Genomic DNA, 21,722 nt, shown 5'->3' with positions numbered 1-21,722 from the left:
CGCGATCATCGCATGGGTCCCCGGTCCGCCCCCGACACGGGCCAGGTGTGGACCGGAGCGCCGGTGCGCATCCGGGCCATGTAACGGCGGGTCATCTCGGCCAGCGCGGCGTCCCGTTCGAGCCCGTCGCCGCGCAGGCGGTGGTAGACCGCGCTCTGCCAGGACGCCCCGTTGGCGCCCCGCCGGCAGCGCTCCTCGACGATGCCCAGGTAGTGGTCCCGGTCGGCGGGCTCCACCTGCCAGGCGTCCAGGCCGCGCCGGGCCAGCGGCAGCAGCTCCTCGGCGATCAGCCGGGCGGCCGGCACCCGGCGCAGTCCGCTCCGGCCGGTGCTCCGGCCGGGCTTGCCGCGCATCCCCGGGATCCTGTTCGGCGCCGGCCACCACAGCTCGGCGTCGAGCCCGTAGCGGGCGGCGGTGTGGAAGTTCTCCGCGGCCAGCTCGAACGGCAGCCGGGTCCAGACCGGCCGGGACTGCTCGGCGAGGCTGCGCACCGCCCCGTAGTAGAAGGCGGCGTTGGCGAGGATGTCCGCGACCGTGGGCCCGGCCGGCAGCACCCGGTTCTCCACCCGCAGATGCGGAACCCCGCCGGCCACGTCGTAGACCGGCCGGTTCCAGCGGTAGATGGTGCCGTTGTGCAGCCGCAGCTCCCGCAGCGCGGGGATGCCGCCGACGTCGAGCACCCGGTCCGGGTCCTCCTCGTCGCAGATCGGCAGGAGCGAGGGGAAGTAGGCCAGGTTCTCCTCGTACAGATCGAGGACGGAGTCGATCCAGCGCTCGCCGAACCAGGTGATCGGGCGGACGCCCTGGGCCTTCAGCTCGGTCGGCCGGGTGTCGCAGGCCTGCTCGAAGAGGATCGGCCGGGTCTCCCGCCACAGCTCCTTGCCGAAGAGGAAGGGCGAGTTGGCGCCGAGCGCCAGCTGCGGGCCGGCCAGCGCCTGGGCCGCGTTCCACACCGCGGGGAAGAGCTCCGGGGTGACCTGGAGGTGCAGCTGGAGCGAGGTGCAGGCGGCCTCCGCGACGATCGACGCCCGGTCCAGCCGGAGCCGCTCGACGCCCTGGATGTCCAGGGCGATGTCCTCCCCGCGGGCGGCCAGGATCTGCTCGCTCAGCATGGTGTAGCGGTTGTCCGCGGAGATGTTGTGCAGCCCGGCGTGCGCCTGGGTGAGGGTGGGGAGGGTGCCGACCATCATGATCCCGGCGCCGGCCTCCCGGGCCTTGCGGTCGGCGTACCGGAGGGCGGTGTCCACCTCCTCCCGCAGCTCCTCGAAGACCCGGCCGCCGAGCCGGTGCGGGGCGATGTTCACCTCGATGTTGAACCGGGCCAGCTCGGTCTGGAAGTCGCTGCTCGCGATGGCGCGCAGCACCTCCTCGTTGCGCATCGCGGGCTGCCCGTCCTCCCCCACCAGGTTGAGCTCCAGCTCCAGGCCGAGCACCGCCCGGGGACGGTCGAACCGCTGCTCGTCCAGCAGTCTGCGCAGCGCGTCCACGCACTGGCGCAGCTTCTGCCGGTAGATCTGACGGTCTGACAGGTCGGAACCGCCGGCTGCGACCTTCTCCCCCATGGGTGCCTACTCTCTGGGACTCTCGTCGGGTTCCTCGTACGGGTGCCCCGGGGCCGCGCCGGTATCGCGCCCGGCATGGCCCGGGTCTCGTCCAGGCCTACCCGGTCGGCGCGGTTCGACCGCGCCTGGATCCTTCCCATGCAGCGAGATCGGTATGTTTCCACGAGCTTGTCCGGGTTGCCCCTTGCCGAAAGCCACGGACCGTAGTAGAAGTGTCACACCGTGCGAACGTTCGGCTAGAATTCGCGCACAGGCATGCAGGCCTGGCCGGAGCAAGGCACGCCCCGCGGCACGGGTCTTCGCAGCCGCGCGGACGCGCCCCGGCGGAGCCCGCCACCGACCGGCGGCCCCTCCTGCGCCCCGACCCTCGGCGATGCCGAACGAACCAGCAGTACCTCCACCACCCCACGCCCGGCGCCGCCGGGCGCCCGCACCATCGACGCGTCGCCCGACGCACCGTCACCCCTCCGGCGCTGCAACACAGTTGAAGCCCTCGTAGAACGAGCCGAGCCCCCGTCACGGCGGGCGCTCGCGGCCGGTCGTGCGACGGCGCGCCGGCGGCCCGAACGCCGCCCCTGCACCGTCCGTCTCTGCCCTGTGAGGCGAACCGCCATGTCGCTCCAGCTCCCTCAGCCCCCCGCCGCAGCTCTGCGCGCCGTGCGCGCCGCTCTGGACACCCCGAGCGCCGTGCGCGGGTCGCATACGCCGTCGCTGCGCGACGCTCCCGGGCCGCTCCAGCTCGTCCATCCCCTGCCCGTGCACAGGCTGGATCCGGCCCCTTCCGGGCTCTCCCCCGCGCCCTCGCTGCCCTCGGCGGCCGGGGACCGCAGCGGCTGGCGCTTCCTGGTGCGCTGCGGGGGCGAGGTGCTCGCGGCGGCCGAGACCATCGAGACCCCGGACGGACCGGCCTTCTCCCACTTCGCCGAGGGCCCCTATCCGGTGTCCACGCTGCGTGCCCTGCATCAGGCCCAACTCCACTGCGCGGACAGCGCCGTGGTCTACCAGCCGCGGCTGCTCTGCGTGCCGGGGCACTACATGACCGCGCTGTGGCTGCATCCGCTGCTCGGCCCGGCCCCGGCCGCGGACGTACTGGTTCCGCTCGCGCCCTCGCCCTGCGGGGTGACGGCCCACCACCCGTACGCGGCGACCGAGTTGCTGCCCGTGCTGACGCGTCCGGTGCAGGGCGTCCGGAGCGCCGGGATCCTCGCCGGTCAGTGAGACCACGCTCGGGCTAGTCATTCCGGGTGGGTGCGGCACCGGCCACACCTGCCCGAACGGGTGATCTATCCCGAGCCGGAGTGATCCATGTCACCAAATGGCTGCGGCAGGGTTGCGGCGTGCCCACACTGGGAACCGACGCGCACGGCCCCGTCGTGAGTCCCGGTAATGCGGCGGGTCCGCACCGGTGGGGCCGCCGCGGGGGACATGGAAACTTCCGAAGGGTACGAGCAATGTGCCAGCACCGACCTGAGTGCCCGTCAGCGGACTCGCCGGACCGCGAGGCCGCGGCCGTCTTGGCCACCCACCCGGAGCAGGGCTGGAGCCTGCTCTGCAACGGCGTCCTCCTCTTCGAGGACACCGGAGAACTCCTCCCCGACGGCAAGGTCATCAGCCCCCGCCGGGTCTACGCGCCCGCCGCCTAGCGCCTCACAGCGAGCGTCGGCACCTGCCGAAAACCCGCGCCCCGCCTGCGTGTCCACACGCAAGCGGGGCGCTTGTCGGTCCGGCCCCCGGCCGGACCGGGGTCACTCGGCGTAGGCCTCCACCGGCGGGCAGGAGCAGACCAGGTTCCGGTCCCCGTAGGCCCCGTCGATCCGGCGCACCGGCGGCCAGTACTTGTCCGCCGGGTTCACCCCCGCAGGGAAGACCGCGGTCTCCCGGGAGTACGGGTGCTCCCACTCCCCCGCCGCGATCATCGCGGCCGTGTGCGGGGCGTTCCGCAGCGGGTTGTCCTCGGCCGGCCACTCGCCGGAGCCGACCCGGTCGGCCTCCCCGCGGATGGCGATCATCGCCTCGCAGAAGCGGTCCAGCTCGGCCAGGTCCTCGCTCTCGGTGGGCTCGATCATCAGCGTCCCGGCCACCGGGAAGGACATCGTGGGGGCGTGGAAGCCGTAGTCGATCAGGCGCTTGGCGATGTCGTCGACGCTCACCCCCAGCTCCTTGGTCAGCGGCCGCACGTCGACGATGCACTCGTGCCCGACCAGCCCGCCCGGGCCGGTGTACAGCACCGGGAAGTACGGGGCCAGCCGCTTCGCCACGTAGTTGGCGTTGAGCACGGCCACCTGGGTGGCCGCCTTGAGCCCCTCCGCCCCCATCATCCGCACATAGGCCCAGCTGATCGGCAGGATCGAGGCCGAGCCGTAGGGCGCCGCCGAGATCGGCCCCACACCGGTCTCCGGCCCCGCGCCGGACTGCAGCGGGTGGTTGGGGAGGTACGGCGCCAGGTGCTCGCGCACCGCCACCGGGCCGACGCCGGGTCCGCCGCCGCCGTGCGGGATGCAGAAGGTCTTGTGGAGGTTGAGGTGGGAGACGTCGCCGCCGAACTCGCCCGGCTTGGCGAGGCCCACCAGCGCGTTGAGGTTGGCGCCGTCCACGTAGACCTGGCCGCCGGCCTCGTGGACCGCCGCGCAGACCTCGGTGATGGTCTCCTCGAACACTCCGTGGGTGGACGGGTAGGTCACCATCAGCACCGACAGCCGCTCGCGGTGCTCCTCGACCTTGGCCCGCAGGTCGGCCACGTCGATGTCGCCGTTCTCGCCGGTCTTGACCACCACCACGCGCATCCCGGCCATCGCGGCGCTGGCCGCGTTGGTGCCGTGGGCGGAGGACGGGATCAGGCAGACGTCCCGCTGCTCGTCCCCGTTGGCCCGGTGGTAGGCGCGGACCGCGAGGAGGCCGGCCAGCTCGCCCTGGGAGCCGGCGTTCGGCTGCAGGCTGACCTTGGCGTAGCCGGTCACCTCGGCCAGCCAGTCCTCCAGCTGGTGGATCAGGGTCAGGTAGCCCTCGGTCTGCCCGGCCGGCGCGAAGGGGTGCAGCCCGGCGAACTCCGGCCAGGTCACCGCCTCCATCTCGGCGGTGGCGTTGAGCTTCATGGTGCAGGAGCCGAGCGGGATCATCCCGCGGTCCAGTGCGTAGTCCCGATCGGAGAGCCGGCGCAGGTAGCGCAGCATCGCGGTCTCCGAGCGGTGGCTGTGGAAGACCGGGTGGGTCAGGTACTCGTCAGAGCGCAGCAGGGCGGCCGGCAGCGAGTCCGCGGCCGCCTCCGCGCCCCCTCCGCGCCGGTCACGCCGAAGGCGCCCCAGACCTTGGCCAGGTCCTCGGCCGTGGTGGTCTCGTCGCAGGCGATTCCGACCAGGTCCGCGCCGGCCTCGCGCAGGTTGACCCCGGCCTTCCGGGCCGCGGCGACGACCTCGGCGGCCTTTCCGGGCACCCGGGCCAGCACGGTGTCGAAGAACGCGTCGTGCACCAGCTCGACCCCGCCGGCCCGCAGGCCCTCGGCCAGCCGTACGGCCTGCCGGTGCGTCCGGCGCGCGATCGCGGCCAGTCCCTCGGGACCGTGGTAGACGGCGTACATCGAGGCCATCACGGCCAGCAGCACCTGCGCGGTACAGATGTTGCTGGTCGCCTTCTCCCGGCGGATGTGCTGCTCCCGGGTCTGCAGCGCCAGCCGGTACGCCGGGGCCCCGTCCGCGTCCTTGGAGACGCCGACCAGACGGCCGGGGAGGCTGCGGGCGTAGTCCTGGCGGACGGACATGTAGCCGGCGTGCGGGCCGCCGAAGCCCATCGGCACGCCGAACCGCTGGGTGGTGCCGACCGCGATGTCCGCGCCCAGCTCACCCGGCGACTTCAGCAGCGTCAGCGCCAGCAGGTCGGCGGCGACCGCCACCACCGCGCCGGCCGCGTGCGCCTCCTCGATCACCGGCGTCAGGTCCCGCACGGCCCCGGAGGCGCCCGGGTACTGCACCAGCACCCCGACCACCCCGCGCTCGGCGATCCCCTCCGGCAGGCCCTCGCTGAGGTCCGCCGTGACCACCTCGACGCCCTGCGACACGGCGCGGGTCTCGATCACCGCGCGGGTCTGCGGGAAGGCGTCCTGGTCGACCACGAAGACCGCGTCCGCCGCGGCCTTCCGGTTCACCCGGCGGGCCAGGGCCATCGCCTCGGCCGCCGCGGTGCCCTCGTCGAGGAGGGAGGCCCCGGCGGTGGGCAGGCCGGTCAGGTCGGACACCACGGTCTGGAAGTTCAGCAGCGCCTCCAGCCGGCCCTGCGAGATCTCCGGCTGGTACGGGGTGTACGCCGTGTACCAGGCGGGGTTCTCCATCACGTTGCGGAGGACCACGGGCGGGGTGAAGGTGTCGTAGTAGCCGAGGCCGATCATCGAACGGAGCACCTGGTTCCGTCCGGCCAGCGAGCGCAGTTCGGCCAGCGTCTCCGCCTCGCCGGCGGCGGCGGGGAGCCCCAGCCGCTCCAGGCTGCGGATCGCGGCCGGGACCGCGGCGGTGGTCAGCTCGTCCAGAGAGCCGAAGCCCACCGAGGCGAGCATCTTGGACCGCTCGCCCTCGTCTGGCCCGATGTGCCGCTGCTCGAACAGGGTGGTGCGATCGGTGTGATCAGTCATGGTGGCTGAGGCCTCCTGGTCAGCGTGACCCGCGGGGACGGCCTCCCCCTCTGTCATCTGCACCTGAGAGCTTCACCGTCCGCCGGTTCGACCGGCGTCGGCTTGCACCGTCGGCGAGGACTCCGGTGGTCCACCGAAGGAGCCCTGCTTTCCAGAGTGACCTCGCCCGGACGGTACGTCTGCCTGAGAGATTCCGGGGAGGAGTTGCTCCTTCGGCGCCGAGCGCTCGCGCGTTCGGACTCTCCCGTCCGGGCTCGACGGTCACCCTCACCCTACCAGTGCGGATCACCTCGGACGTGGCTCCTGAAGCAGTCCGGGATTGGGCCAACTGGTCCAGCGACACGCCCCATTGGGGCCCGAATGTTCGACAACACACCAAATCATGACGTTTCGTATGTTTTCGTACGACGTCAACCGAGTCATGTGATCCCGGTGCCAGCCGGGTCGCCACCCGTGGAGGGCCCCGTGCAGACCGACATCGACCCAAGGGACCTCATCGGCCACAAGGCCGTGGACCGCAACGGCGACAAGATCGGCACCGTGGACGAGGTGTACCTCGACGACGCCACGGGCGAGCCGGAATGGGCCGCCGTCCGGACCGGGATCTTCGGCCGGGACGCCTTCGTTCCGCTGGCCACCAGCGAGTTCGTCAGCGAGGAGCTGCGCGTGCCCTACGACAAGTCCCAGGTCAAGGATTCCCCCGACTTCGGAGCCGGCCAGCATCTGTCGCCGGCTCAGGAACTCCAGCTGTACCGCTACTACGGTCTGGACGTGCCCAGCGAGTCCGGCTCCCGGGCGAACGGCCAGGCCGCCCCCTCGGACGCCTCCGACGCCTCCGACACGGCGGCCACTCCGGCCGCCGCCGCCGCGGTGGGCGGCAGCGCCGCGCACACCGCCCCGGCCGCCGCCGGCGACGCGACCGCCCGGACCCAGGCCGCCGCGGTCCCGGACACCGCGAGCTCGGGGACCGCGAGCTCGGGGACCGCGGGCTCGGACACCGCAGCTACGGACACCGCGCGGTCCGCCGAGCGCACCGACGGCCTGACGGGCGAGCACACCTCGGCAAGCGCTCCCGAGCAGGGCCTGGCGGCGGGTGCGGCCGGCGGAGCGGCGGGCGCCGCCGCCGGATACGCCGCGGCCTCCTCGAAGCCGGCCGAGCACTCCTCCCCCGCCGGCGGCCGGACCTCCGCGTTCTTCACCGGCTCCGCCGGCACCACCACCCCGGAGCCGTCGACGACCGCCCAGACCCCCACCCCGGTCAAGGAGGAGGAGACCCGCGCGGTCCCGCACCTCACCGACCGCGACTCCACCGCCGCCGCGGGCACCGCCAAGCCGGCGGGGGCGGCCGGGACGGGCGCCCCGGAACAGATCGAGGTGGTCTGCCGCGAGGAGCGGCTGGACATCACCACCGAATGGCACGAGCTCGGCCGCGCCCGGCTGCGCAAGTACGTCACCACCGAGAACGTGGAGCGCCGGGTTCCGGTCGTCCGCGAGCGGGTCCGGATCGAGCGGGTCCGGCTGAGCGACGACGAGCGGGCGCAGATCTCCGACCAGGAGATCGAGGAGGCCACTCAGGAGGTCCCGGTCCACGAGGAGCGGGTGGTGGTACGCAAGCACGTGGTCCCGGTCGAGCGGATCCGGCTGATCACCGAGCGGGTCACCGAGGAGGAGGTGGTCCGCGACCAGCTCCGCCGCGAGCAGGTCGAGGTCCACGACGCCGGCCAGGGCAGCCAGGCCGGGCAGTCCGGCCAGTCCGAACGGTCCGGGCAGGGCCAGGCCGCACAGGGCGGGCGCAACGGCGCGGCGCCCTCGGCCGGCACCTCCACCACCCCGTACTCCCCCGGCGCCCGCTACCCCGGCCGTCCGGCCTACGGTCACTGACCCACCCCGCTCCCCACCTCGGCGCCGCACCGGACCACCGGTCGCGGCGCCGAGGCCTGCTGGCTACGCCGAGCCGTCCGACGGGTCCCCGTCCGAGACCAGGCTCAGCGGCGGCGCGGCGGCCAGCGCCGGATCGTCCTCCCGGAAGGTGCGCACCCGCCCGGGCTCGGACTCCGGGGTCTCGAAGCGGACGGTGACCCGCCCGACGCCGCTGCCCTGCACCCAGCCGGGACCGAACTCCTCGTGCCGCACATCCTCGCCGGGCAGCCAGCGGCGGCGCGTCCCAGGCTCGGAACCCGGCTCCCGGCCGGGATGGAAGGCCCGCGGCTGCCCGAACCCCCCGTAGGCCGGGTCCTCGGCCTCGTTCACGGTCTCGGTCACGGCCTCGCCCGCCGGCTTCACGCCCTCGCCCGCCGGCTTCACGGCCCCGGCCGCCGGTTCCGGCGTCGACTCCGATTCCGGACTCGCAGCGGGTTCCCCGGCCCCACCGGCCGGCGCGGCCCCCTCCCCGGGGTCGCCGAGCTGCGCCTCGCCCGCCTCCCGGGCGGCCTGGGCGAACAGGTCCTCCTGGGTGAAGTCCGCGAGCCCGGAGACGCCGACCCCGAGCAGCCGCACCCCGCCGGCCAGCTCCCCCGACCCGAGCTGGTCCAGCATCCGCAGCGCCGTGCCGGTCACCACCCCCGGGTCGTCGGTCGGCCCGCGCAGGGTCTCGGAGCGGGTGAGGGTGGAGAAGTCGTAGCGGCGGACCTTGAGCACCACCGTCCGCCCGGACCGGCCGGCCGCCCGCAGCCGCCCCACGCAGCGCTCGGCCAGCCGCTCCACCTCGGCCACGATCCGGTCGCGGTCCCGCAGGTCCACCTCGAAGGTGTCCTCCACGGAGATGGACTTGGCGTCCCGCTCCGCCACCACGGGGCGGTCGTCGATCCCCTGGGCGAGGGCGTGCACCCCGGCGCCGTGCGCCTTCCCCAGCAGCCGGATCAGCTCCACCTCCTCGGCCGCGGCTATCTCGCCGACCGTGTTCAGCCCCGCCCGCCGCAGGGTCTCGGCCGTGGCCGGGCCCACCCCCGGCAGCACCCGCACCGACAGCGGGTCCAGCAGCTCCCGCTCGGTGCCCGGCTCGATCAGCACCAGCCCGTCCGGCTTGGCCCGCTCGGAGGCGATCTTCGCCAGGAACTTGGCACCCGCCAGACCGACGGAGCCGGTCAGTCCGGTGGCCGCGGTGATGTCCGCCCGCAGGTCCTCGCCCAGCGCCTGCACCAGCTCCCGCGCCGCCTCGGGGCCGGCCGAGGCGATCAGCTCCCCGTACGGGCCCGCGGCGAGGTCCACGAAGGCCTCGTCCAGGCTGAGCGGCTCCACCAGCGGGGACATCGCCCGGAGCAGCCCCATCACGGTCTCGCTGACCTCGCGGTAGAGCGCGAATCTGGGTACCAGATAGGCCGCGTTCGGCGCCAGCCGGCGGGCGTGCGCCATCGCCATGGCCGAGTGCACCCCGAACACCCGCGCCTCGTAGGAGGCCGTGGAGACCACCCCGCGCGCCCCCAGCCCGCCGACGATCACCGGCTTTCCGCGCAGGCTCGGCTTGGACGCCTGCTCCACCGAGGCGAAGAAGGCGTCCATGTCGAGGTGGAGGATGGACGGAACCGGGCGCATACAGCGATGATCCCGCACACCACTGACAATTCGCCGCGCCCCCGCCGCCGCGCCCTGCTCCCACCGCCCCGCGCGGGCCCCGGGCTCAGCTCATGGCGCGGGCCGGGCCTCAGACCGCCCGGTTGCGCCGCCGGCGTGCCGCCAGCTCGTCCTCGGGGTCGTTCCCTGGCAGCGTCTCGCCGGTGTCCGCGCGCTCGGCGTGCAGCCGGGTGAGGGAGCCCTCCAGCTCGCGCCAGACGGCCCCGACGGCGATCCCGAAGACGCCCTGCCCGCCCTGCAGGAGGTCCACCACCTCGTGCGGGGAGGTGCACTGATAGACCGTGGCACCGTCGCTCATCAGCGTCACCTGCGCCAGATCCGCCCCGCCGGTCTCGGCCAGATGGGCCGCGGCGATCCGGATGTTCTGCAGGGAGACCCCGGCGTCCAGCAGCCGCTTGACGATCTTCAGCACCAGGATGTCCCGGAAGCTGTAGAGGCGCTGGGTCCCGGAGCCGTGGGCCGGCCGGACGCTCGGTTCGACCAGCCCGGTCCGCGCCCAGTAGTCGAGCTGGCGGTAGGTGATCCCGGCCGCCGCGCAGGCCGTCGGGCCGCGGTAGCCGATCATCTCCGATCCCGTGGGATCCTCCGATCGCATCGGCCGGGCCTCCGGCTGCCAGGCCCCCACGTCGTTGAGACGGGGAGCGGGCGGGGCGTGCACCTCGTGGAGGGGGTGCGCGCCGTGTGCGGCCATGCCGTCGCCGGTACTGCTCACGCGACCCTCCATCCGGCCCACCCGTCGTCTTCCGGGACCGCTCGCCGGCCGCCGTCCCTGATGGGGTGGCTCACCGGGGACGTCCACCATCGACGGTAGGCAGTCGCCAGGGGCGCGTCAACGATCGCCACGCTCGGCACGCCGAGTGACCTCAACCTCAAGAGCGGTTTGGGCAAGGAGGCCTGCGGGTACGCGAGTTCGTTCGCCCCGCGCCCCGCGGCCGCCGCTCACTGGCTGCTGGTGCCGAAGTCCTCCGGAGAGATCTGGTCCAGGAACTCCCGGAACTTCTCGACCTCGTCCTCCTGTTCGTCCGGGATCGCGATCCCGGCCTCGTCCAGTACGCCCTCCGCACCGTAGATCGGAGTGCCGGTCCGCAGCGCAAGCGCTATGGCGTCGGACGGCCGGGCGCTGACCTCCACCCCGCTGGCGAACACCAGCTCCGCGTAGAAGACGCCTTCGCGCAGGTCGGTGATGCGCACCGCGGTGAGCTGCTGGCCGACGGCCTCCAAGACGTTCTTGAAGAGGTCATGGGTCAACGGCCGAACGGGCGTCATCCCCTGCTGGGCGAAGGCGATCGCGGTGGCTTCGCCCGGCCCGATCCAGATCGGCAGATACCGGTCGCCGCCGACCTCGCGCAGGAGGACGATCGGCTGGTTGGAGGGCATCTCCACCCTGACGCCCACGACGTCGAGCTCATTCACAAGAGCCACCCTAGGGCGCCACTCGCGGATATTAAAGTCCGGTCGTGGCCATCGGGGCATATGGTGCAGACGACTCCGCCCGCACCGCCCCCGATCCGGGGGCGACGGGGCGGGCGCGGCTCAGACCGGCCGCTCGCGCAGGCCCGACTGGACCAGGGCGGCGTGCAGCCGCACCGAGAGGGTCGCCAACTCACGGGCGGTGGCGGCGGCATGCGCCCTGGTCTGCGGGTTGCGATGCCGCCTCAGCGGCGCCACCACCTGCTCCACCAGGCCGATCTCCCGATCGGCGGCCGCCTTCACGGCGCGCAGATGCCGCGCCTCCAGGCCGAACCGGCCCAGTTCGGCGACCAGCTTGGACACATGCACCATGTCCGCGTCGTAGCCGCCGTCGGGGCCGGGCAGCACCAGCCCGTACGACTCCCACTCCTGGAGCTGGGGCTCGCCGATGCCCGCCTCGGCCAGCAGTTCCTCGCGGTTGAGCCGGCCGGCGGCCGGCCCTCCCAGACCGCCCTCGCCGCCGGCGCCGGCCTGGCCGAGCGCCTCGGCCAGCGCGGTGGCCTCCCGCTCGGCCTCGGCCACCGGGCCCGTCCCGGTCGAGGCGGAGGCCGGCAGCGCGGGCGGGGCCTCGCCCCGGTCGATGGCGTCCAGGTGCTCGCGGATCACCCGCAGCGGCAGATAGTGGTCGCGCTGCATCCGCAGCACATACGCCAGCCGCTCGACGTCCGCCTCGCTGAACTTCCGGTAGCCCGAGGGGGTGCGCTGGGGCTCCACCAGCCCCTCCGCCTCAAGGAAGCGGATCTTCGAGATGGTGACCTCGGGGAAGGCGTCTCGGAGCACCCCGAGCACCGCTCCGATACTGAGCAGCTGCGGCCGCCCTCCGGTCCGGTCCATCGCCCCTCGGCCCCGGGGGACCAGGCCCGACGTCCGCTGCGGTTCCGGGCGCGGCCCGGCCTCAGTACCCGCCACTGCTCACGTGCTCCTCACGACGCTCCGCCCCGGGCCGCGCCCCGCCCCGCAACCGGGACGGGACCGCCCTGGGCAGCGTCAGTACGCTCGGGGGCCGGCGTAGAACACCAGCCGGTACTTTCCGATCTGCACCTCGTCCCCGTTCTGCAACGCGACCTGGTCGATCCGCTCGCGGTTCACATAGGTGCCGTTGAGCGAGCCGACGTCGGCGACCGTGAAGCCCTCCGGGGTCCGGCGGAACTCCACGTGCACGCGCGAGACGGTGACGTCGTCCAGGAAGATGTCGCTCTCCGGGTGCCGGCCGGCCGTGGTCAGGTCCGAGTCCAGCAGGAACCGGCTGCCCGAGTTCGGCCCGCGCCGCACGATCAGCAGCGCGGAACCCGGCGGCAGCGCCTCCACCGCGGCCATCGCCTCCGGCGAGAGGGGCGGGGCGCCCTGGCCCTGCACCTCGGCCTCATAGGCCTCGAGGCCGGAGATCGAGATGGTCGAAGTGGTCTCGGAGGGGCGCTCGGCGGCGGCCCGGCCGTGCAGGGGTGCACCGCAGTTCGAGCAGAACCGGCTCGCCTCGGGGTTCTGGTTTCCACACCGGGTGCACACCGTCACGGATGCTGCCTCCTGCCGCGGTTCGCCCGCGTGTCCCTGAGACGCGTACGGGGAGTTCGGAGAGGGCACAAACCCTCCACCGGTGGTTGAGGCTACCCCCTCGGCACCTATCCGTCCCGCACCCACGCCGCCGGTCTGGTCGCGGAAGAGCGGGCGCTCCCCGGCCGGCGCGTACTCCCCGCCGTCGGCGGAGCCGCGCATCCCCGGCACACTCGCGTCGTCGGCTCGGCGGTGCCGCGCGGTCGGCGCCTCCACCGCGCCCCGGCGCTGGCCTCTGCCGAACAGCTTCGAGAAAAAACTCACGGGCGATTCCCCTTGCGTGCCACGAACCCGCCCGTGGGGCAGGATGAAGCGTCTTTATGGACGGTGCGGCACCCGGACGGTGCCGACCTGGTGTCGCGGTGGGCCCTGCGGTCTCGCATGGCCTCCCCTGATCCCCCTGTTCACGTGGACAGCAGCATATCCATCCGCGCTGGTGCGGAGGGGCCGCACAGGTCCTTTGCGACGACCGGTCACCCCCAGAGGTCATCCTGCCATCCGCCACCGACAACCCGTGCACCGGGCGCGCTCCCTGCGGGGCTCTCCGCACACGGAAACGGGTACGGTGCACTGCCGCACCGTACCCGTCCGGTTCACGCTCTGGCCACTGCCGTGACACGGACTGCCATCACCCGTCCGCACACGGCCCGACCGCGGTGCTCCGCTAGCGGCCCGCCGCCTCGACCACGGCGGTCCACTCGTCCAGCAGGGCGCGCGTCGACTCGTCGTCGGGGCCCTCCGCCCACACATGGGTGACGGCCTCGCCCGGGTCCGGCAGCACCAGGGTCCACCGGCCGTCCGGCTCGACCACCCGCACCCCGTCCGTGGTGTCCACGTGCCGGTCGCCGGCCGCCTCCACCACCGAGCGCATCACCTTCCCCTTGACTGCCCACGGAGTGGCCATGTCCCGCCGCTCCACGTGCGCCCGCGGGATCCGCGCGTCGATCTGGCTGAGCGTCAGCTGGGTCCTGGCCACCAGGCCCACCAGCCGCACGAAGGCCGCCGTGCCGTCGAAGACCTCGCTGCACTCCGGCACCACGAAGCCGCCCTTGCCGTCGCCGCCGAAGATCGCGTCCTCGGCCGCGATGGTGCGGGTCAGGTCGTCCGGCGAGGTGGTCGTCCACTGCACCTGCGTGCCGTGGTACGCCGCCACCTGCTCGGCGATCCGGGTGGTGGTCACCGGCAGCGCCACATGCCCGCTCCGCCGCTCGGCCGCGACCAGGTCGAGGAGGACCAGGAGGGCCCGGTCGTCCTCGATGATCCGGCCGCGCTCGTCCACGAAGGACACCCGCTCGCCGACGGGGTCGAACCGCACCCCGAAGGCCGCCCTGGAGGAGGCCACCACCTCGCCGAGTCGCTGCAGGCCCTGCCGACGCGCCTCCGCAGTCTCCGTCGGAAAGGCCTCGCCCACACCCGGGTTGAGGGTCAGCGCCTCCACCGGCAGCCGGCCCAGGATCGACGGGAGCACCAGTCCAGCCGAGCCGTGGGCGGCGTCCACCACGATCTTCAGCTCGGCCTCGGCGACCCCGCTGGTGTCGATCCGCCGCAGCAGCGATCCGGCGTAGGTGTCGAACACCGCGTTGGGGTGCCCGAGATCGCCGATCTCACCGGGGAACGCGCGCCGGTACTCCTGCCTCGCGTAGACCCGGTCCAGCTTCCGCTGCCCGCCCTGCGAGAGGTCGGCCCCGCGCTCGTCGAAGAAGAGGATGTCCAGCGAGTCCGGCACCCCGGGGGTGGTCCGCAGCATGATCCCGCCGGCGCTGCCCCGGGCGGTCTGCTGCCGCGCCACCGGCATCGGGACGTTCTCCAGGTCGCGGACGTCGATCGCGCTGGCCTGCAGCGCCGAGATCATCGCCCGCTTCAGCGCCCGGGCGCCCCGCGAGTGGTCACGGGCGATCGTCACCGTGTCGCCCTTCTTCAGGGTGGTGGCGTACGCCCCCGCCAGCCGCACCGCGAGCTCCGGGGTGATCTCCACGTTCAGCACGCCGGAGACCCCGCGGGCGCCGAAGAGGTGCTCCTGCCCGCGCGACTCCCAGATCACCGAGGTGTTGACGAAGGCACCGGCCTCGATGGTCTTGAAGGGGTACACCCGGACGTTGCCGGCGATGATCGACTCTTCCTCGATCAGGCACTCGTCGCCGATCACCGCCCCGTCCTCGATCCGCGCGGCCCGCATGACGTCCGTGTTCCGGCCCACCACGCAGCCCCGCAGATTGCACTGCGAGCCGATGTAGACGTTGTCGTGGATCACCGCCCGGTGGAGGAAGGCGCCGCGCTTCACCACCACGTTCGAGCCCAGCACGGTGTGCTCGCGCAGCTCGACGCCGGCCTCGACCTTGGCGTAGTCCCCGATGAACAGCGGCCCGCGGAGGACGGCCTCCGGATCGACCTCGGCGCCTTCGGCCACCCATACCCCGGGCGAGATCTCGAAGCCGTCGATGTCGACGTCGACCTTCCGCTCCAGCACGTCGGCCTGGGCCTTCACATAGGAGTCGTGGGTGCCCACGTCCTCCCAGTAGCCCTCGGCGACGTAGCCGTAGATCGGCTTGCCCTCCTTCATCAACTGCGGGAAGACGTCGCCTGACCAGTCGACGCTCTCGTTGGCGGCGACGTAGTCGAAGACCTCCGGCTCCATCACGTAGATGCCGGTGTTGACGGTGTCCGAGAAGACCTGCCCCCAGGTCGGCTTCTCCAGGAAGCGTTCGACCTTGCCCTCGTCGTCGACGATGGTGATGCCGAACTCGAGGGGGTTGGGTACCCGCGTCAGGCAGACGGTGACCATCGCGCCCTTGGCGCGGTGGAACTCGATCAGCGAGGTGAGGTCGAAGTCGGTGAGCGCGTCCCCGGAGATCACCAGGAACGAGTCGTCCTTCAACGCCTCCTCGGCGTTCTTCACGCTGCCCGCGGTACCGAGCGGCACTTCCTCGTTGGCATAGGTCAGGTGCATGCCCAACTCTTCGCCGTCGCCGAAGTAGTTACGTACCAGCGACGCGAGGAACTGCACGGTCACCACGGTCTCGGTGAGTCCGTGGCGCTTGAGCAGCCGGAGCACATGCTCCATGATCGGGCGGTTCACCACTGGAAGCAGCGGCTTCGGCATGCTCGAGGTCATCGGGCGGAGGCGGGTGCCCTCGCCTCCGGCCATCACGACGGCCTTCATGTCTGGCGGATCCTCCTTCAGGCCTCAGGGACGTCCCCCGTGCTCGGACCGAACCCGCGCGGCGGACCCCGAGCGAAGGCCCGGGCCATGAACCATCAATCCGCCGTACTACGGACTCAGTCGAGAGCGGTGTCCGGCTCCGCCTTCACCAGTCGGCGGGCCTGCACCGCGTACAGGATCCCTGCCCACCAGTACAGCGTCGTACCCCAACCAGCGAACGCCCATCCGAAGATTGATGCAACATTACCGAGCCAATCCGAACGATCGCTCAGCAGCAGCAGCGGGAATGCGTACATCAGGCAGAAGGTCGCGGCCTTCCCCAGGAAGTTGGTCTGCAGCGGGCCATATCCGTGCCGGCGCAGAATCGGCAGAAGAGACGCGATGAAGGCCTCGCGGGCCAGCAGAATCGCCGTCAGCCACCAGGGCATGATGCCCCGCCAGGTCAGCCCGACCAGGGTCGACAGCACGTACGCCCGGTCGGCGGCCGGGTCCAGCAGCTGACCCAACCGGCTGATCTGGCCCCAACGGCGCGCGAGTTTCCCGTCGAGGTAGTCGCTGATCCCGCTCAGCGCCAGGATCAGCAGAGCCCATCCGTCGTTCTTCGGCCCCCCGAACACCGGCCACAGGATCAGCCAGAGGAACACGGGCACGCCCACCAGCCGCGCCATGCTCAGCAGATTGGGGATGGTGAGCACGCGGTCTGTCTGGACACGCGTCTCCTGGACCTCCACCCGAGGGCCTCCTGTCGGTACTCACAACGGTGCAGGCAGACTTTACCCGGCGCCGAACCGGGCCCGGCCGGCCGGTGGGCATGAAGAAGGGCCGTGTCCCTGACAGAAGCCAGGGGCACGGCCCTTCTCATCTCAATGTTTGTTCGGCGGCGTCCTACTCTCCCACACCCTCCCGAGTGCAGTACCATCGGCGCTGGCCAGCTTAGCTTCCGGGTTCGGAATGTAACCGGGCGTACCCTGACCGCCATGACCACCGAAACACTATGAAGAAATCTGCCTGTGGCAGGCTGTTTCTTCAGAACAACACAGTGGACGCGGAGCAACTATGGACAAGCCCTCGGCCTATTAGTACCGGTCACCTCCACCCCTCACAGGGCTTCCAGACCCGGCCTATCAACCCAGTCGTCTACTGGGAGCCTTACCCCAACAAGTGGGTGGGAGTCCTCATCTCGAAGCAGGCTTCCCGCTTAGATGCCTTCAGCGGTTATCCCTCCCGAACGTAGCCAACCAGCCATGCCCTTGGCAGAACAACTGGCACACCAGAGGTTCGTCCGTCCCGGTCCTCTCGTACTAGGGACAGCCCTTCTCAAGACTCCAACGCGCACAGCGGATAGGGACCGAACTGTCTCACGACGTTCTAAACCCAGCTCGCGTACCGCTTTAATGGGCGAACAGCCCAACCCTTGGGACCTACTCCAGCCCCAGGATGCGACGAGCCGACATCGAGGTGCCAAACCATCCCGTCGATATGGACTCTTGGGGAAGATCAGCCTGTTATCCCCGGGGTACCTTTTATCCGTTGAGCGACGGCGCTTCCACAAGCCACCGCCGGATCACTAGTCCCTACTTTCGTACCTGCTCGACCCGTCAGTCTCACAGTCAAGCTCCCTTGTGCACTTACACTCACCACCTGATTGCCAACCAGGCTGAGGGAACCTTTGGGCGCCTCCGTTACCCTTTAGGAGGCAACCGCCCCAGTTAAACTACCCACCAGACACTGTCCCTGATCCGGATCACGGACCCAGGTTAGACATCCAGCACGACCAGACTGGTATTTCAAGATTGACTCCACCACCACTGGCGTGGCGACTTCACCGTCTCCCAGCTATCCTACACAAGCCGAACCGAACACCAATATCAAGCTATAGTAAAGGTCCCGGGGTCTTTCCGTCCTGCTGCGCGAAACGAGCATCTTTACTCGTAGTGCAATTTCACCGGGCCTGTGGTCGAGACAGTCAGGAAGTCGTTACGCCATTCGTGCAGGTCGGAACTTACCCGACAAGGAATTTCGCTACCTTAGGATGGTTATAGTTACCACCGCCGTTTACTGGCGCTTAAGTTCTCAGCCTCGCCCAGACGAATCCAGGCTAACCGGTCCCCTTAACGTTCCAGCACCGGGCAGGCGTCAGTCCGTATACCTCGCCTTACGGCTTCGCACGGACCTGTGTTTTTAGTAAACAGTCGCTTCCCGCTGGTCTCTGCGGCCACCACCAGCTCACACCGCAAGGGTGATCACCAGCAATGGCCCCCCTTCTCCCGAAGTTACGGGGGCATTTTGCCGAGTTCCTTAACCACAGTTCACCCGAACGCCTCGGTATTCTCTACCAGACCACCTGAGTCGGTTTAGGGTACGGGCCGCAACAGCACTCGCTAGAGGCTTTTCTCGACAGCATAGGATCATCCACTTCACCACAACGGCTCGGCATCAGGTCTCAGGCACATGTCGCGCGGATTTGCCTACGCAACGCCCTACACCCTTACCCCGGGACAACCACCGCCCGGGCTGGACTACCTTCCTGCGTCACCCCATCGCTCACCTACTACAAGCTTGGTCCGCCGGCTCCACCACTCCCCTTGGTCCGAAGACCTCCGGGCGGCTTCACGGGCTTAGCATCACCTGGTTCAGCGCTGGCGCACTGCCACGGGTACCGGAATATCAACCGGTTGTCCATCGACTACGCCTGTCGGCCTCGCCTTAGGTCCCGACTTACCCTGGGCAGATCAGCTTGACCCAGGAACCCTTGGTCAATCGGCGCAGGAGTTTCCCACTCCTGAATCGCTACTCATGCCTGCATTCTCACTCGTGAACCGTCCACCCCTCGCTTCCGCGGAGGCTTCACCCGGCACACGACGCTCCCCTACCCATCCCAGCGGGCGTTGGCCCTCATGCTGGAACGACACGACTTCGGCGGTGCGCTTGAGCCCCGCTACATTGTCGGCGCGGAATCACTTGACCAGTGAGCTATTACGCACTCTTTCAAGGGTGGCTGCTTCTAAGCCAACCTCCTGGTTGTCTCTGCGACTCCACATCCTTTCCCACTTAGCACACGCTTAGGGGCCTTAGTCGATGCTCTGGGCTGTTTCCCTCTCGACCATGGAGCTTATCCCCCACAGTCTCACTGCCGCGCTTCACTTACCGGCATTCGGAGTTTGGCTAAGGTCAGTAACCCGGTCAGGCCCATCGCCTATCCAGTGCTCTACCTCCGGCAAGAAACACACGACGCTGCACCTAAATGCATTTCGGGGAGAACCAGCTATCACGGAGTTTGATTGGCCTTTCACCCCTAACCACAGGTCATCCCCCAGGTTTTCAACCCTGGTGGGTTCGGGCCTCCACACGGTCTTACCCGCGCTTCACCCTGCCCATGGCTAGATCACTCCGCTTCGGGTCTTGAGCGTGCTACTCCGGCGCCCTCTTCGGACTCGCTTTCGCTACGGCTACCCCACCCGGGTTAACCTCGCAACACACCGCAAACTCGCAGGCTCATTCTTCAAAAGGCACGCAGTCACGAGGATGTGCAAGCACACCCCGACGCTCCCACGGCTTGTAGGCACACGGTTTCAGGTACTATTTCACTCCGCTCCCGCGGTACTTTTCACCATTCCCTCACGGTACTATCCGCTATCGGTCACCAGGGAATATTTAGGCTTAGCGGGTGGTCCCGCCAGATTCACACCAGATTCCTCGAGCCCGGTGCTACTTGGGAAACAAGCAAGCAAGTCGCTGACGTTTCAGCTACGGGGGTCTTACCCTCTACGCCGGGCCTTTCACATGCCCTTCGCCTACACCAACGATTTCTGACTCACCCAGCCTCCGGCAGAAGACTGAAGCTCGCTCCCACAACCCCGCCTGCGCAACCCCTGCCGGGTCTCACACACAAACGGTTTAGCCTCATCCGGTTTCGCTCGCCACTACTCCCGGAATCACGGTTGTTTTCTCTTCCTGCGGGTACTGAGATGTTTCACTTCCCCGCGTTCCCTCCACACTGCCTATGCGTTCAGCAGCGGGTGACGACCCATGACGATCGCCGGGTTTCCCCATTCGGACACCCCCCGGATCAAAGCTCGGTTGACAGCTCCCCGGGGCCTATCGCGGCCTCCCACGTCCTTCATCGGTTCCTGGTGCCAAGGCATCCACCGTGCGCCCTTAAATACTTGGCCACAGATGCTCGCGTCCACTGTGCAGTTCTCAAGCAACAACCAACCACCCACCTAGTCCAAGCATGAGGTCGGCACTGAGAACGAGCGGCCAACGGCCGTGCCCTCAGGACCCAACAGCGCGCCCAGCACCCCAGACCGGAGACCCGTCACGTTCCACGCCCCGAAGAGCAGTACTAGCGAGGTCCCCATCCCTGAGGCACTGAATAGTCAACGTTCCACCCATGAGCTGACCACCGCCGGACATTCGCCGGCGTCGTGGCTCTGGACCGCCGTAGCGGCCAAGATGCTCCTTAGAAAGGAGGTGATCCAGCCGCACCTTCCGGTACGGCTACCTTGTTACGACTTCGTCCCAATCGCTGGTCCCACCTTCGACGGCTCCCCCCACAAGGGTTGGGCCACCGGCTTCGGGTGTTACCGACTTTCGTGACGTGACGGGCGGTGTGTACAAGGCCCGGGAACGTATTCACCGCAGCATGCTGATCTGCGATTACTAGCGACTCCGACTTCATGGGGTCGAGTTGCAGACCCCAATCCGAACTGAGGCCGGTTTTTTGAGATTCGCTCCACCTTGCGGTATCGCAGCTCATTGTGCCGGCCATTGTAGCACGTGTGCAGCCCAAGACATAAGGGGCATGATGATTTGACGTCGTCCCCACCTTCCTCCGAGTTGACCCCGGCAGTCTCCCGTGAGTCCCCGGCATAACCCGCTGGCAACACAGGACAAGGGTTGCGCTCGTTGCGGGACTTAACCCAACATCTCACGACACGAGCTGACGACAACCATGCACCACCTGTACACCGACCACAAGGGGGCGCCCATCTCTGGACGTTTCCGGTGTATGTCAAGCCTTGGTAAGTTCTTCGCGTTGCGTCGAATTAAGCCACATGCTCCGCCGCTTGTGCGGGCCCCCCGTCAATTCCTTTGAGTTTTAGCCTTGCGGCCGTACTCCCCAGGCGGGGAACTTAATGCGTTAGCTGCGGCACCGACGACGTGGAATGTCGCCAAACACCTAGTTCCCAACGTTTACGGCGTGGACTACCAGGGTATCTAATCCTGTTCGCTCCCCACGCTTTCGCTCCTCAGCGTCAGTAATGGCCCAGAGATCCGCCTTCGCCACCGGTGTTCCTCCTGATATCTGCGCATTTCACCGCTACACCAGGAATTCCGATCTCCCCTACCACACTCCAGCCTGCCCGTATCGAATGCAGACCCGGGGTTAAGCCCCGGGCTTTCACATCCGACGCGACAGGCCGCCTACGAGCCTTTACGCCCAATAATTCCGGACAACGCTCGCACCCCTACCCGCGGCTGCTGGCACGTTGTTACGTCACTTGCGTCTTCCCTGCTGAAAGAGGTTTACAACCCGAAGCCGTTCACCCCACGCGGCGTCCGCTGCATCAGGCTTGCGCCCATTGTGCAATATTCCCCACTGCTGCCTCCCGTAGGAGTCTGGGCCGTGTCTCAGTCCCAGTGTGGCCGGTCGCCCTCTCAGGCCGGCTACCCGTCGTCGCCTTGGTAGGCCATCACCCCACCAACAAGCTGATAGGCCGCGGGCTCATCCTGGATCGCCGGAGCTTTCCACCCCCCACCATGCGGAGGAGGGTCATATCCGGTATTA

General features: G+C 69.6%; 11 protein-coding genes, 3 rRNA genes, 1 pseudogene and 2 riboswitches. Of the genes and pseudogenes, 3 read left to right on the top strand and 12 right to left on the bottom strand.

Features of this window, described 5'->3' with window-relative positions; genetic code table 11:
- Window positions 1-5: 5 nt before the first annotated feature.
- Window positions 6-1,562, bottom strand: coding sequence for a glutamate--cysteine ligase family protein (locus tag BS73_RS00230; RefSeq protein ID WP_037568381.1), 1,557 nt, complete (start codon window positions 1,560-1,562; stop codon window positions 6-8).
- Window positions 1,563-2,318: 756 nt separating this feature from the next.
- Here BS73_RS00230 and BS73_RS00225 point away from each other — a divergent pair.
- Window positions 2,319-2,780 carry a hypothetical protein gene (locus tag BS73_RS00225; protein WP_322987229.1) on the top strand — a complete coding sequence of 154 codons (462 nt, stop codon included), beginning with the start codon at window positions 2,319-2,321 and terminating at the stop codon, window positions 2,778-2,780.
- 233 nt (window positions 2,781-3,013) lie between these two features.
- Window positions 3,014-3,205, top strand: a complete 192-nt coding sequence (locus BS73_RS00220; protein ID WP_037568377.1) for a DUF5999 family protein — start codon at window positions 3,014-3,016, stop codon at window positions 3,203-3,205.
- A 102-nt stretch (window positions 3,206-3,307) separates the two neighbouring features.
- Here BS73_RS00220 and gcvP read toward each other — a convergent pair.
- Window positions 3,308-6,180: pseudogene (gcvP, locus tag BS73_RS00215) on the bottom strand (aminomethyl-transferring glycine dehydrogenase).
- Window positions 6,181-6,220: 40 nt separating this feature from the next.
- A riboswitch (glycine riboswitch) is annotated at window positions 6,221-6,341 on the bottom strand.
- A riboswitch (glycine riboswitch) is annotated at window positions 6,342-6,437 on the bottom strand.
- 208 nt (window positions 6,438-6,645) lie between these two features.
- Between gcvP and BS73_RS35680 the strand changes: the two are divergent.
- A complete protein-coding gene (locus BS73_RS35680; protein WP_161789610.1) occupies window positions 6,646-8,061 on the top strand; it encodes a PRC and DUF2382 domain-containing protein in 1,416 nt (471 codons plus the stop codon).
- A gap of 63 nt (window positions 8,062-8,124) precedes the next feature.
- Here BS73_RS35680 and BS73_RS00205 read toward each other — a convergent pair whose 3' ends face one another.
- The 10 genes from BS73_RS00205 to BS73_RS00160 all read right to left on the bottom strand — a co-directional run.
- A complete protein-coding gene (locus BS73_RS00205) occupies window positions 8,125-9,711 on the bottom strand; it encodes a DNA polymerase IV (RefSeq protein WP_037568375.1) in 1,587 nt (528 codons plus the stop codon).
- A 109-nt stretch (window positions 9,712-9,820) separates the two neighbouring features.
- Window positions 9,821-10,462, bottom strand: a complete 642-nt coding sequence (locus BS73_RS00200) for a MerR family transcriptional regulator (RefSeq protein WP_037568374.1) — start codon at window positions 10,460-10,462, stop codon at window positions 9,821-9,823.
- Window positions 10,463-10,689: 227 nt separating this feature from the next.
- Window positions 10,690-11,163, bottom strand: coding sequence for a bifunctional nuclease family protein (locus BS73_RS00195; RefSeq protein ID WP_037568372.1), 474 nt, complete (start codon window positions 11,161-11,163; stop codon window positions 10,690-10,692).
- A gap of 120 nt (window positions 11,164-11,283) precedes the next feature.
- Window positions 11,284-12,054: a transcriptional regulator FtsR gene (ftsR, locus tag BS73_RS00190; RefSeq protein WP_037568370.1), complete on the bottom strand. Its 771-nt coding sequence runs from the start codon at window positions 12,052-12,054 to the stop codon at window positions 11,284-11,286.
- 153 nt (window positions 12,055-12,207) lie between these two features.
- Window positions 12,208-12,732, bottom strand: coding sequence for an FHA domain-containing protein (locus BS73_RS40595; RefSeq protein ID WP_037568368.1), 525 nt, complete (start codon window positions 12,730-12,732; stop codon window positions 12,208-12,210).
- Between the two features lie 703 nt (window positions 12,733-13,435).
- On the bottom strand, window positions 13,436-15,931 hold the full coding sequence (locus BS73_RS00180) for a mannose-1-phosphate guanyltransferase (RefSeq protein ID WP_037568366.1): 2,496 nt from the start codon (window positions 15,929-15,931) through the stop codon (window positions 13,436-13,438).
- 116 nt (window positions 15,932-16,047) lie between these two features.
- Window positions 16,048-16,662 (bottom strand): CDP-alcohol phosphatidyltransferase family protein, encoded by a 615-nt coding sequence (locus BS73_RS00175; protein ID WP_037568365.1) that lies wholly within the window; start codon window positions 16,660-16,662, stop codon window positions 16,048-16,050.
- A 141-nt stretch (window positions 16,663-16,803) separates the two neighbouring features.
- Window positions 16,804-16,920, bottom strand: a 5S ribosomal RNA gene (rrf, locus tag BS73_RS00170).
- Window positions 16,921-16,987: 67 nt separating this feature from the next.
- Window positions 16,988-20,103, bottom strand: a 23S ribosomal RNA gene (locus BS73_RS00165).
- Window positions 20,104-20,397: 294 nt separating this feature from the next.
- Window positions 20,398-21,722, bottom strand: a 16S ribosomal RNA gene (locus tag BS73_RS00160); the annotation flags it as partial.

Origin of the sequence: Phaeacidiphilus oryzae TH49 (assembly GCF_000744815.1) — a bacterium.
In the GTDB taxonomy this organism is placed as follows: domain Bacteria; phylum Actinomycetota; class Actinomycetes; order Streptomycetales; family Streptomycetaceae; genus Phaeacidiphilus; species Phaeacidiphilus oryzae.
Note: the sequence above shows the minus strand (reverse complement) of the source record. Positions and strands in the feature narration are given on the sequence as shown.